Raw genomic sequence first — 12,229 nt, forward strand, 5'->3', positions numbered from 1 at the left:
CGCCGGTTTTGTGGCGTCGCGGGGCCTTCCGTGGCCCCGGTTGTTGCCGAATGGATATTCGCTTATATTGGCACACCGATGAAACCCAAAGACGACGAAAAACAGCGCGCCATTGCCCAGGCCACCTTCGAGCTGGTGGCCCAGACAGGCCTGAGCGGCCTGACCCTGGCCGACATCGCCCGCGCGGCGGGCATTGCCACCAGCACGCTGTATGTGTATTACCCGTCCAAGGATGAACTCATCAGCCAGCTCTACCAGGATGCCAAGACGGTCACGGCCGCGCGCATCATGGAAGGCATCGCGCCCGGCATGCCCTACCGCGCCCGCGTGCGGCGCGCCTGGGGCAACCTGCTGCGGCACCGGCTGGACCAGTATGCCGAAGTGGTGTTCCAGGAGCAGTACTACAACTCGCCCTGGTTCACCGAGGGCAACCGCGAATTCTCGACCCGCCTGATGGCCGGTTTTTTTGCGCTCATGGAAGAGGGCCAGCAGCAGGAGATCTTGAAGGCCGTGCCGATACCGCTGCTCACCGCCAGCCTGGTGGGGTCGGTGCGAGAGACGGGCAACCTGATCCGCACCAAGGTGCTGCCCGACGAAGACGCCGTGCACCAGATGGCTTTTGGCCTGTGCTGGGACGCCTTGAAGGCCTGAGCGGGAGACAGCGATGCTTTTTTGCCGCCCGGGGTTGATCTTTTAATCGAATTTATATTCTCTTAAAAATGCCACGCACCACGCTCCAACCCCTTCACGGCCGATGGCGTCGCTGACGCCGCCCCCCTGTCTCCTTGACGCGCCCGCAACACAACAACACCTTCCCCACGGAGAACCCCGCGATGCCCACCCTCAACATCAATGGCAAAGACACGGCTGTGGATGCCGATGAATCCACCCCCATCCTCTGGGCCCTGCGCGACACGCTGGGCATGACCGGCACCAAGTTCGGCTGCGGCCAGGCCCTGTGCGGGGCCTGCACGGTGCACCTGAACGGCGCGCCGGTGCGCTCGTGCATCACGCCGATCTCGGCCGCTGCGGGGCAGAAGATCACCACCATCGAGGCCGTCACGGCCAGCGACAAGGTGGGCAAGGCCGTGCACGCCGCCTGGGTGAAGCACGACGTGGCGCAATGCGGCTACTGCCAGAGCGGCCAGATCATGAGCGCCACCGCCTTGCTCAAGGGCAAGAAGAAGCCGAGCGACGCTGACATCGACGCCGCCATGTCGGGCAATGTGTGCCGCTGCGGCACCTATGTGCGCATTCGCGCGGCCATCCATGACGCTGCCAAGACCCTGGCTTGATTGAAGGAGAACACCATGCACTTCGACGCACAGGCCCTGCAGGGCCAGGCCCATGTTTTCATGCCAAAACACCTTCTGGCGCTTATGGATAAAGCGCAAGCAGCTACCAATTCAGGAGTAAACGATGCAATGGAAGGCATCGAAGGTCTTGCACGGCGCACCTTCCTCAAGGTGTCGGCGGCTTCGGGCTTTGCCCTGGGCGCGTTTCCGCTGGTGGCCACAGCGCAGGGCGCAGGGGCCGCCGCCGCACCCACAGGCCTCAAGCCGTTCGAGCAGCCCTCGGCCTTTGTCCGCATCGACGCCGATGGCACGGTCACCGTCACCATCAACCGCCTGGACTTCGGCCAGGGCGTGCAGACGGGCCTGCCCATGATCCTGGCCGAGGAGCTGGATGCCGACTGGAGCAAGGTGCGCAGCGTGCACGGCGATGCCAACCAGGCCTATGCCGACCCGATGATGGGCATGCACCTCACGGGCGGCTCCAACTCCATCAAGAACTCGTACACCCAGTACCGCGAGTTGGGCGCCCGCACCCGCGCCATGCTGGTCTCGGCCGCCGCGGCGCAGTGGGACGTGGATGCCTCGGTACTGCGCACCAGCAATGGCTTCGTCGTCGGCCCTGGCGGCAAGAAGCTGGGCTACGGCGCGCTGGCCGAAGCGGCCATGAAGCAGCCCGTGCCCGAAAAGGTCACCCTGAAGGACCCCAAGCAGTTCCGCCTCATCGGCAAGCCCACGGGCCGGCTCGATGCCAAGGCCAAGTCGAGCGGCCAGCAGGACTACGGCATCGACGTGCGCCTGCCCGGCATGCTGACGGCCGTGGTGGCCCGCCCGCCCGTGTTTGGCGCCAAGCTGAAGTCGCTGGACGACAGCGCCGCCAAGGCCATCAAGGGCGTGAAGGCCGTGCTGCGCGTGCCCACCGACCGGGGCGGCGAGGGCGTGGCCATCGTGGCCGATGGTTACTGGCCCGCCAAGCAGGGGCGCGATGCGCTGAAGGTGGAATGGGACACCAGCGCGGTGGGCAAGCCCGACACCACGGCACTGCTGGCGCAGTACCGCGAACTGGCCGCCAAGCCCGGCAACGTGGCCATGCAGGCCGACATGGCGCCGCTGGCGGGTGCGGCCCACAAGATCAGCGCCGAATTCGTGTTCCCCTACCTGGCGCACGCGCCCATGGAACCGCTCAACTGCACGGTGAAGCTCGATGGTGACAAGGCGGAGCTGTGGATGGGCACGCAGATGCCCGGCCTGGACGCCATGGCCGCCGCCAAAACCCTGGGCCTGCAGCCGCAGAACATCAAGGTGAACACGCAGATGGCCGGTGGCGGCTTTGGCCGCCGCGCCATCCCCACCAGCGACTACGTGGTGGAGGCCTGCGGCGTGGCCAAGGCCGCGCGCACGGCGGGCATCACTGCGCCGGTGCGCACGCTCTGGAGCCGCGAGGACGACATCAAGGGCGGCTACTACCGCCCCATGCACGTGCACCGCGCCGAAATCGGATTCGACGCCCAGGGCAAGATCCTGGCGTGGGACCACACCATCGTCGGCCAGTCCATCACCAAGGGTTCGCCGTTCGAGGCCTTCATGGTCAAGAACGGCATCGACGCCACGACCACCGAAGGCATGGGCGAGCCCTACAACGTGCCCATGAAGCTGTCGGTGCACCACCCCGACGTGAACGTGCCCGTGCTGTGGTGGCGCAGCGTGGGCTCCACCCACACGGCCTACGCCATGGAAACCCTCATCGACGAAGTGGCGCGCACCACGAAGCAAGACCCCGTGGCCTACCGCATGGCCCTGATGGGCGACAAGCACCCGCGCCACAAGGCCGCGCTGCAGCTGGCCGTGGCCCAGTCGGGCTACGGCAGGAAGAAGCTGGCGGCCGGCCGCGCCTGGGGCGTGGCGGTGCATGAATCGTTCGAGTCGGTGGTCGCCTATGTGGTCGAGGCCTCCGTCAAGGACGGCACGCCCAAGCTGCACACGATCACGGCAGGCGTGCACTGCAACCTGGTGGTCAACCCCAAGAGCGTGGAAGCCCAGGTGCAGGGCGCGGCGCTGATGGGCCTGTCGATGTGCCTGCCCGGCGGCGCCATCACGCTCAAGGACGGTGTGGTGGAGCAGAGCAATTTTGGCGACTTTGCCGTGCCGCGCATCACCGACATGCCGCAGGTGACGGTGCACATCGTGCCCAGCGCCGACCCACCCAAGGGCATGGGCGAGCCCGGCTTGCCACCGCTGGCGCCGGCTTTTGCCAATGCCATCGCCCAGCTTACGGGCAAAACACCGCGCGAGCTGCCGTTCAAGCTCGCCTGACGGCGTTGGCGCCCGGGGAGGGCAGGGAAGGAGGGGGCATGCCATCACCGGCACGCGCCCTGCTGCAGGCGTCCCCGGCGGGCTGCCCCGCGCTGGCGCACGAGATGGCGGCGCCAGTGCTGTTCCAGCTGTCGGGCGCCGCCAGCTTCATCCGCAGCCACCACTTGGTGGTGGACGGCGGCTACACGCTGGCCTGAGGCGCGCGGCGGCCGCGTTGCCGTAGCATGCTGGCGATGTCCACCCCGCACCTCGCCGATACACCCCCCATGAAACCGGACGGGCCACCGGCGCCCGTCGTGCTGGTGCTGGCCTCCGGCCGGGGCGCGCGTTTCGCGGCCTCCGGCGGCCAGGTGCACAAGCTGCGCGCTCTGCTGGCCGGGCTGCCGGTGCTGGAGCACACCCTGAACGCCGTGCGCGCCAGCGGGCTCGCCTGGCACCTCGAGGACGCGGGCCATCCAGGCATGGGCGATTCGATCGCGGCGGCCGTGCGCGCCACGGCGGGGGCGGGCGGCTGGCTGGTGCTGCCCGGCGACCTGCCGCTGGTCCAGCCCGCGACGCTGCGCACCATGGCGGCGGCCCTGGGGCGCTGCGCGGTGGCCATTCCGCTGTTCCACGGAGAGCGCGGCCATCCGGTGGCTTTTGCCGCACCGTGCCTGCCGGATCTGCTGGCGCTCTCCGGCGAACAGGGCGCTGCCGGCGTGGTGCGCCAGCAGGCGCTGCGGGGCAGGGTCCGGACCGTGGACGTGCAGGACGAAGGCACGGTGACGGACATCGACACGGTGCAGGACCTCGCGCGGGCCGAGCGCATCCTGGCCGCGCGCCGGGCCTGACACCCGCAAAGGAAACGACCCGCTGGCCGAGGTCGCGGCGAGCGGGTCGTGTGCCGGACGCGCCCTGCCGGCGCGCCGTCTTTTCCTTTTTCGGCGGTCTCTACTTCGCTGCGATGACCGCGCAGGCCAGGCGCGGGCCGGCGTTGCCCGTGGGCTGGGTCTTGTAGTCGTCGGGGTCGCGGTGCACGATCAGGCCCTTGCCCACGATGTCGTTGGCCGTGCTGCCCACGCGGATCGTGCGCGACTCGAAGCTGAAGGTGGCCACGCCGTTGGCATCCGCCTTCAGGCTGGGCAGGTCACCCGTGTGGTGCTCGCCCGCGCCGTGGTGGCCGTGCGGCTTGCCGCCCGGGTTGAAGTGGCCGCCGGCGCTCATGCCGTCGCCGCTGGAGCAGTCGCCCTTTTCATGGATATGGAAACCGTGTTCGGCGCCCGGCTTGAGCCCGCGGACCTCGCCCGACACCTTCACCACGTCGCCGGACTGGGCAAACGCCACCGTGCCCGAGGTGGTGCTGCCGCGCGTGGGCTCCAGCTTGGCCGTGGCAGACGGGCCCGACGAATAGGCGGCGCAGCCCGCCAGGGCCAGCACGGCGATGGACGAGAGCCCGAAGGCCCAACGATTCCTTTGCTTCATCAAATACTCCTTGAACGTTAAGAGACGGTGCATCATGCGGACGCCCTGCGCGCTGGTGCAAGACAGGGAGCAGGTTCGCCCGCCAAAAGTGTGCACTATTTGTGGGTCAGCGCAAGCAGCCTGGCGAGCGCGCGGTCGTGGATGCCGTGTTTGCGCAGTTCCTCGTACGTGGCCTGGGCATAGTCGCGCGTGGTGCCAAAACGGCCGCAGGCCTGCGCGAAGATGCGGCGGTACTCGTCGTCGGGCAGCTCCCCCGTGTGGTTGGGGCTTTTTCGTGACAAAGTGAAAGCGAGCGCGGACACGGTCCCCTGGGGCGTGCGGCAGGGCAGCCAGCGCGGGTCGTACACGGCCGTGACCATCTCGCGCTGCCACAGGTTGATGAGCACCTGCCGGGCATGCGCCTTGTCCACGCGGAAGACCATGCCCCGGCAGCTGCCGCCCGACAGCATGCCGAACACCAGGCCCGGGCATTCCGGCGTGCCGCGGTTGATGCGGCTCCACATCCGGAGCGCCCGGTGCCAGCCGTGCACCTTGGCGGCGCGGCGCTCGGCGTAGTCGAAATCCGGGCGCCAGATGAGCGAGCCGTAGCCAAAGATCCACAGGTCGTCGTGGCCGCCCCATTCCTTGAGCGCCCGCTCCAGCATGGGGGCCGGGTCGCGAAGGGGCGCGGGAAGATTCGTCATGCGATCACTCTACAATCGAAAGCTTTGCTTCAGCGCCCTGGGGACTTGCGCCGCGAGGTTCCAGGGCCGCCACACCTTCTTTTTTCATCACTTCGGGGATCTCCAATGTCTAGTTCTGACGACGATAGCCAACAACGTTTCGCCCTGGGTTTCCTGTTCGCCCTGATCGCACTGGTGATCTCCGTGGTGGTGGGCACCGTGGTGGTCAAGCGTGTCGGCGCTTCCGGCGCCGCCAAGCCCGCGCCCGCCACGGCCGTTGCAGCCAGCGCGCCCGCCGTGGTCGCCGCGGCTGACGCGGCCAGCGTCCGGGTGGAAAACGGCGTGGTGAAGTTCTACTTTGCCAGCGCCAAGGCCGACCTTGCCGCAGGCGCCAACGAAGCCCTGGCCGACGTGGTCAAGGGCGTGGCCGAAGGCAAGAAGGCCGTGATCTCGGGCTTTCACGACGCCACGGGCGACGCCGCCCTGAATGCCGAGCTGGCCAAGCAACGCGCCTTTGCGGTGCGCGATGCGCTCAAGGGTCTGGGCGTGGCGGAAGACAAGATCGAGCTGAAGAAGCCCGAAGAAACCACCGCCACCGGCAGCAACGCCGAAGCGCGCCGCGTGGAAGTGGCCCTGGGCGCCTAATCCCTGTGCAGTGACCTCCAGCAGGTCGCCCCATGAAAAAACCCGGCAGTGCCGGGTTTTTTATGGGTTCAAATTTGCCTCTAGCGCTTATCCATCATGCGCCAGCAGCTATATATTTGATAGTTATTATTAGCGCAAGCCTGCGCCACCAGTCCCCTCGGCACGCTGGATCAATTCAATCTTGTAGCCATCGGGATCCGTCACAAACGCGATGACCGTGGTGCCGCCTTTGACCGGGCCCGCTTCGCGCGTGACGTTGCCGCCCGAGGCCTTGATCTTCTCGCACGCGGCGTACGCATCGGGCACGCCCAGCGCGATGTGGCCATAGGCCGTGCCCATCTCGTAGCTCTCGGTGCCCCAGTTGTAGGTCAGCTCGATCTCGGCCTGGCCGGGGTTGCCGCCGTCAAAGCCCAGGAAGGCCAGCGAGTACTTGTACTCGGGGTTCTCGGACTGGCGCAGCAGTTGCATGCCGAGCACCTGGGTATAGAAATCAATCGAGCGTTGAAGGTTGCCAACGCGCAGCATCGTGTGGAGGAATTTCATCCCTTCGATTGTGCAGGCATGTCAAAAACCAGGCAGGTGGTGGTGGCGTGGGCATACAGCGTGCCGTCGGGCCCCACCAGGCGGGCCTCGGCCGTGGCCAGCTGGCGCCCGCAGTGGATCACGCGGCCTTCGGCCCGCACGCGCTGCACCTTGGGCGTGAGCGCCTTGACGAGGTTCACGCCCAGCTCGGCCGTGGTGTAGCCGCGCCCGGGCTGCATGCGCGTGTGCACGGCGCAGCCCAGGGCCGAGTCGAGCAGGGTGGCGAACCAGCCCCCGTGTACGGTGCCCATGGGGTTCAAGTGGGCCGCGCCAGGGGTGCCCTGGAAGATGGCCAGGCCTTCGCCCACCTCCATCAGCTGGAAGTCCAGCGTGCGGGCGATGGGAGGGTAGGGCAGTTCACCGCGCAGCATGGCCTGCATCATCTCCAGGCCGTTCAGGCCGGCGACCTGGTCGGGGCGCGAGACCCCCGCGCCCACGCCGGCCTCCAGGCGGGCTGCGATTTCACGCTCTTGCGCGAGCCATTGCTCGAGTTGGTTGTTCTGGGTCATGCGATACCTCGGAAGGGAATGGGGTTGATGGGCCGGTCGGCCAGTTGCATATGCAATTATTGCAGATACAATTGATCGCATGCAAGCTGAAATCACCCCCGCAAACGCGCCTGCCGCCGTGCCGCCCCAGGGCTGCACCAACTTCAAGCTGCGCCAGCTGATGCGGCGCGTGGCGCACCACTATGACACCGAGATGGCCCGGTGCGGGCTCAAGACCACGCAGTACTCGCTGCTGTCGCACGTGCTCAAGCTCGGGCCCATCCGTCCGGGCGACCTCGCGGTGGAAATGAAGATGGACGCCTCCACGCTCACCCGCAACCTGCGGCCCCTGGTGGATGCCGGCTGGGTCACGCTGGAGGCGGGGGCCGATGCGCGCAGCCGGCTGGTGCACATCACCGACGCGGGGCGCGACAAGCGTGCGCAGGCCCAGCGCTGCTGGAAAGTGGCGCAGCTGTCCCTCAACGACACCCTGGGCGCGGAGCGCGTGAACGCCCTGCATGCGCTGGTGGACGACTCCCTGGCTTTGCTGGCCAGCATGCAGGAAAAGCAGGAGCACGGCGATGACGAATGACACCCAACCTTCTCGCAACCTGGGCGGCGGCAACGTGTTCGCGGCGCCCGCCGCTCCTGCCACCCCGGGCTCACCGGGCGCACGGGGCACACCGATCGCGCTGTGGCTCGTGCTGCTGGCCGCTGCGGGCGCGTTCGCCCTCACCATGGGCACGCGCCAGACCATGGGCCTGTTCCTGTCGGCGCTCAACACGTCCACCGCGCTGGGCATTGGCAGCATCAGCCTGGCCTTTGCGTTCGGCCAGCTCTGGTGGGGCCTGACCCAGCCGTTTGCGGGGGCGGTGGCCGACCGCATCGGCACGGGCCGCGTGATCCTGCTGGGCGTGGCGCTGGTGGCGCTGGGCACCTTCATCACGCCCTACATGACCACCACGGCCGGGCTGATTTTTGCGATTGGTGTGTTGGCTGCAGGCGGTGCGGGCATGGCCGGGCCGTCGGTGTTGATGGCGGCCACCGCGCGGCTGGTGCCCGCCAACAAGCGCGGGCTTGCCAGCGGCATCGTCAACGCGGGCGGGTCGTTTGGGCAGTTTGTGATGGCGCCTGTTGCCATTGGCCTGACCGCCGCGGTGGGCTGGGCCAGTGCCATGCAGTGGCTGGGTGTGCTGGTGCTGCTGGCGCTGCCTGCGGTGTGGGTGCTCCGGGGCAATTCGAACGCATTGGCCGCGCAGGCCGCCGCCGCATCCGGCCAGAAGGCGCTGACGGCGCGCCAGGCCATTGCCCAGGCGCTGGCCACGCCGAGCTACCGGTATCTGGCGGCGGGCTTTCTGGTGTGCGGCTTTCACGTGGCATTCCTCGCCACGCACCTGCCGGGCGTCATCGCCGCATGTGGCCTGCCGCCTGAGATCGGCGGATGGTCGCTGGCCATGATCGGCTTGTTCAACATTGTCGGCAGCCTGGCGATGGGCTGGGCCGTGGGGCGCTGGCGCATGAAGTCGTTGCTGTCGCTGCTGTATGCCACGCGCGGCCTGGCGGTGCTGATCTTCTTGCTGGCGCCCAAGACGCCCGCCGTGGTGCTGGTCTTTGCCGCCGTGATGGGTGTGACGTTTCTCTCCACCGTGCCGCCCACGGTCGGGCTGGTGGCCAAGATGTTCGGCACGGCCAACATGGCCATGTTGTTTGGCATCGTGATGCTGGCGCACCAGATTGGTGGCTTCTTTGGTGCCTACCTGGGCGGCAGCGTGTTCCAGGCCACGGGCAGCTATGACTGGGTCTGGTACATCGACATCGTGCTGGCCGTGGGCGCGGCCCTGGTCAACCTGCCGATCCGCGAAGCCCGGCTGGTGCGCCCTGCAGCCGCCTGACCCTGCCAACACCCGTCCACCATCCCCTCATCTCCCCATTTGTTGCCATGACCGCTCACCCTGTTTCCACCGCATCCGCCCCCACCGGAATGCAGCCCGTGTACCTGGACGATCTGGCCGTGGGCGACCAGTTCAAAAGCGGCGAACACGCCATGGACGAAGCGCAGATCACCACCTTTGCTGCGCAATTCGACCCCCAACCGTTCCACCTGGATGACACTGCTGCCCGCGCCACGCTGTTTGGGGGGCTGGCGGCCAGCGGCTGGCACACGGCGTCCGTGACCATGCGCCTGCAGGTCACCACCGGCCTGCCGATCGCGGGCGGCATCATCGGCGCGGGCGCCGAGGTGAGCTGGCCCCGGCCCACGCGCGCCACCGACGTGCTGCACGTGGTGAGCGAGGTGCTGGAGATCCAGCCCTCCAAATCCAGGCCCGACCGTGGCATGGTCACCGTGCGCAGCGAAACCCGCAACCAGCACGGCGATGTGCTGCAGCTGTCCACCGTGCGCATCGTGGTGCCGCGCAGGCCTGCGGCCGATGGGGCAGGGGCCTGACGTGACCGAACCCCTGAACCCACGCACCCGCATGCTGCTGGAGGCGCCGATCGCGCCCACGCTGCTGCGGCTGGCGGCGCCCAATGTGCTGGTCATGCTGGCGCAGGCGGGCGTCGGGCTGATCGAGACCTACTTTGTCGGCAAGCTGGGCACCGATGCGCTGGCGGGCATGGCCCTGGTGTTCCCGGTGGTCATGCTGATGCAGATGACCTCGGCAGGCGCCATGGGCGGCGGCATCGCGTCAGCCATCGCCCGCGCCCTGGGCGCCCGGCGGCGGGACGATGCCGACGCACTGGTGCTGCATGCGCTGACCATTGCGGCGGTGTTTTCGCTGGTTTTCACCGTGGGCGTGGTGGGAGGAGGGCGCTGGCTCTACACCCGCATGGGCGGCACGGGCGGCGCGTTGGATGCCGCGCTGGTCTATTCCAACTGGGTGTTCGCGGGCGCGTTTCTCGTGTGGCTGTTCAACACCCTGTCGGCCGTGATCCGGGGCACGGGCAACATGGCCGTGCCGGCCTATGTCACGGTGCTGGGCGCCTTCGTGCTGGTGCCGTTGTCGCCACTGTTCATCTTTGGCTGGGGCCCCATGCCCGGCCTGGGCATCGCTGGCGGGGCCATCGCGCTGATGGCGTACTACCTGATCGGCAGCGTGGTGCTGGCAGCGTATCTGTGGTCACCGCGCAGCCTGCTGCGGCCATCGTTGGCGCACATCCGGTTCCGCTGGACTCTGTTCAAGGACATCCTGCGGGTCGGGCTGGTGGGCACGGTCTCCACCGTTGCCACCAACCTGGCGATCGGCGTCACCACGGCGCTGGTGGGCGGCTTTGGCACGGCGGCCATCGCGGGCTACGGCACCGCGTCGCGCCTGGAATACCTGCTGGTGCCCTTGGTCTTCGGCCTGGGTGCACCGCTGGTGGCCATGGTAGGCACCTGCATTGGCGCGGGCCAGCGTGAGCGCGCCTTGCGCGCCACCTGGATCGGCGCCGGCATGGCGTTTGTGATGGCCGAGGCGATTGGCTTGTGGGCGGCTACGTTTCCCAACGCGTGGCTGTCCTTGTTCAACAGCGATCAGGCCATGCTGGAGGCCGGCGCGCTGTATCTGCGCACCGTCGGCCCGGTGTACGGCTTTTTCGGCCTGGGCCTGGTGCTGTACTTTGCCTCGCAAGGGGCAGGGCGCCTGCTCTGGCCCGTCATCGGCAACATCACGCGCCTGGCGGTGGCGGTGACGGGCGGCTGGCTGGCGCTGCGCTGGGGCGGCGGCTTGGCGGCGGTGTTTGCCGCACAGGGCGTGGCGCTGGTGCTGTATGGCGTGGTCAACGCCTGGGCGATTGCAGGCGGCGCCTGGTTCGGCCCGGTCGGCTGGCCGCGCAGCATGGCGGGCCTGCTGCGGCGCATGCCGCAGGCTTGAAAATTGAATAAAAATAGCCGACAGCGCTTGTACATCAAGCGCAGACAGCTATCAATTCAATAGTAATTCGGCGCGTCAGACCGGAACGGTGTAGTTCAGCGTCATACGCCCGCCATCCACGGTCACGATCTCGCCGGTCACATAGCTGGCGGCATCGCTGGCCAGCCAGGCCACCACATCGGCAATCTCCGACGGCTCGCCCAGCCGCTTCATGGGGGTGCGGCTCATGATCTTCTGCTTGGCCTCGTCGCTGGTCAGCACGGCCTTGGCGGCCAGCTCGGTGGCGATGGTGCCGGGCGCCACGGCGTTCACGCGAATGTTCTTGTCAGCCAGCGCCAGGGCCATCACGCGCGTGAGCTGGTTCACGCCGCCTTTGCTCACGTTGTAGCTGGAGATGTTGGGAATGGTTAGCACGCCGTTGACCGAACTCATGTTGACGATGGCGCCGCCGCCACAACCGCCATTTTGTGCCACCATGGCCCGCGCCACGGCCTGGCCGACGAGGAACGAGCCCTTGAGGTTGACCCGCAGCACGGCGTCAAAGTCGGCCTCGGTCACGTCCAGAAAGTCTGCAGCCCGAAAGATGCCCGCGTTGTTCACCAGCACGTCGATGCGGCCGTGGGCCGCCACGGTCTGGGCCACGAGCGCATCCACCTGCGCCTTGTCGCCCACATCGCAGCGCACATACAGCGCGCCCAGTTCCTGCGCCAGCGCCTGGCCGCGCGCATCGTCCACATCCGCGACGACCGTTTTAGCGCCCTCGGCGGCAAACCGCCGCACGCAGGCCTCGCCAATGCCCTGGGCGCCGCCAGTGACGATGCAGACACGGCCCTGGTGGCCGAAGTGGATGGAAGAAGACGGAGTGGATGGGGTCGTGGTGGGGAGGGTCATGGAGAGGATGGTAGCGGCTGATGGCGGCACGGATCTGGCGG

The 12,229-nt window shown here is 67.7% G+C and carries 15 protein-coding genes; 10 read left to right on the plus strand and 5 right to left on the minus strand.

Going from position 1 to position 12,229, the window contains the following annotated elements; translation table 11 throughout:
• The first annotated feature begins 78 nt into the window (after positions 1–78).
• The 5 genes from AC3RCE_RS13335 (at position 79) to AC3RCE_RS13355 (ending at position 4,435) form a co-directional block, all read left to right on the plus strand.
• Positions 79–651 (plus strand): TetR/AcrR family transcriptional regulator, encoded by a 573-nt coding sequence (locus AC3RCE_RS13335; protein WP_192425053.1) that lies wholly within the window; start codon positions 79–81, stop codon positions 649–651.
• A gap of 182 nt (positions 652–833) precedes the next feature.
• Positions 834–1,295 (plus strand): (2Fe-2S)-binding protein, encoded by a 462-nt coding sequence (locus AC3RCE_RS13340; protein ID WP_192425055.1) that lies wholly within the window; start codon positions 834–836, stop codon positions 1,293–1,295.
• 15 nt (positions 1,296–1,310) lie between these two features.
• A complete protein-coding gene (locus AC3RCE_RS13345; RefSeq protein WP_492253212.1) occupies positions 1,311–3,605 on the plus strand; it encodes a xanthine dehydrogenase family protein molybdopterin-binding subunit in 2,295 nt (764 codons plus the stop codon).
• A 38-nt stretch (positions 3,606–3,643) separates the two neighbouring features.
• Positions 3,644–3,802 carry a hypothetical protein gene (locus AC3RCE_RS13350; RefSeq protein WP_492253213.1) on the plus strand — a complete coding sequence of 53 codons (159 nt, stop codon included), beginning with the start codon at positions 3,644–3,646 and terminating at the stop codon, positions 3,800–3,802.
• Positions 3,803–3,871: 69 nt separating this feature from the next.
• Positions 3,872–4,435 (plus strand): nucleotidyltransferase family protein, encoded by a 564-nt coding sequence (locus AC3RCE_RS13355; protein WP_492253214.1) that lies wholly within the window; start codon positions 3,872–3,874, stop codon positions 4,433–4,435.
• 100 nt (positions 4,436–4,535) lie between these two features.
• On the opposite strand, the gene AC3RCE_RS13360 is transcribed toward AC3RCE_RS13355, so the two are convergent.
• Both AC3RCE_RS13360 and AC3RCE_RS13365 read right to left on the minus strand, forming a co-directional pair.
• Positions 4,536–5,066: a superoxide dismutase family protein gene (locus AC3RCE_RS13360; RefSeq protein ID WP_218295017.1), complete on the minus strand. Its 531-nt coding sequence runs from the start codon at positions 5,064–5,066 to the stop codon at positions 4,536–4,538.
• A 95-nt stretch (positions 5,067–5,161) separates the two neighbouring features.
• Entirely contained in the window at positions 5,162–5,749 is a 588-nt protein-coding gene (locus AC3RCE_RS13365; RefSeq protein ID WP_218295016.1) for a gamma-glutamylcyclotransferase, read from the minus strand.
• Positions 5,750–5,854: 105 nt separating this feature from the next.
• On the opposite strand from AC3RCE_RS13365, the gene AC3RCE_RS13370 reads away from it, so the two are divergent.
• Positions 5,855–6,373 carry an OmpA family protein gene (locus AC3RCE_RS13370; RefSeq protein WP_218295015.1) on the plus strand — a complete coding sequence of 173 codons (519 nt, stop codon included), beginning with the start codon at positions 5,855–5,857 and terminating at the stop codon, positions 6,371–6,373.
• A 129-nt stretch (positions 6,374–6,502) separates the two neighbouring features.
• On the opposite strand, the gene gloA is transcribed toward AC3RCE_RS13370, so the two are convergent.
• Both gloA and AC3RCE_RS13380 read right to left on the minus strand, forming a co-directional pair.
• Positions 6,503–6,916 (minus strand): lactoylglutathione lyase, encoded by a 414-nt coding sequence (gene gloA / locus AC3RCE_RS13375; protein WP_010458830.1) that lies wholly within the window; start codon positions 6,914–6,916, stop codon positions 6,503–6,505.
• Positions 6,913–7,464: a PaaI family thioesterase gene (locus AC3RCE_RS13380; protein WP_492253215.1), complete on the minus strand. Its 552-nt coding sequence runs from the start codon at positions 7,462–7,464 to the stop codon at positions 6,913–6,915. Before AC3RCE_RS13380 ends, gloA begins: the two co-directional genes overlap by 4 nt.
• Before the next feature lie 79 nt (positions 7,465–7,543).
• On the opposite strand from AC3RCE_RS13380, the gene AC3RCE_RS13385 reads away from it, so the two are divergent.
• From AC3RCE_RS13385 to AC3RCE_RS13400, 4 genes are read left to right on the plus strand one after another with little or no spacing between them, the layout of a single operon-like run.
• Positions 7,544–8,035 carry a MarR family winged helix-turn-helix transcriptional regulator gene (locus AC3RCE_RS13385; protein WP_218295013.1) on the plus strand — a complete coding sequence of 164 codons (492 nt, stop codon included), beginning with the start codon at positions 7,544–7,546 and terminating at the stop codon, positions 8,033–8,035.
• Positions 8,025–9,335 carry an MFS transporter gene (locus tag AC3RCE_RS13390; protein WP_492253216.1) on the plus strand — a complete coding sequence of 437 codons (1,311 nt, stop codon included), beginning with the start codon at positions 8,025–8,027 and terminating at the stop codon, positions 9,333–9,335. Before AC3RCE_RS13385 ends, AC3RCE_RS13390 begins: the two co-directional genes overlap by 11 nt.
• Before the next feature lie 47 nt (positions 9,336–9,382).
• Positions 9,383–9,889, plus strand: a complete 507-nt coding sequence (locus AC3RCE_RS13395; RefSeq protein ID WP_492253217.1) for a MaoC family dehydratase — start codon at positions 9,383–9,385, stop codon at positions 9,887–9,889.
• Positions 9,873–11,297 (plus strand): MATE family efflux transporter, encoded by a 1,425-nt coding sequence (locus AC3RCE_RS13400; protein ID WP_492253218.1) that lies wholly within the window; start codon positions 9,873–9,875, stop codon positions 11,295–11,297. Before AC3RCE_RS13395 ends, AC3RCE_RS13400 begins: the two co-directional genes overlap by 17 nt.
• Positions 11,298–11,372: 75 nt before the next feature.
• Here AC3RCE_RS13400 and AC3RCE_RS13405 read toward each other — a convergent pair whose 3' ends face one another.
• Complete coding sequence (locus tag AC3RCE_RS13405) at positions 11,373–12,188, minus strand: SDR family NAD(P)-dependent oxidoreductase (protein ID WP_492253219.1); 816 nt, start codon at positions 12,186–12,188, stop codon at positions 11,373–11,375.
• Positions 12,189–12,229: the final 41 nt, after the last annotated feature.

The organism is Acidovorax sp. GW823-FHT05D11 (assembly GCF_058795695.1).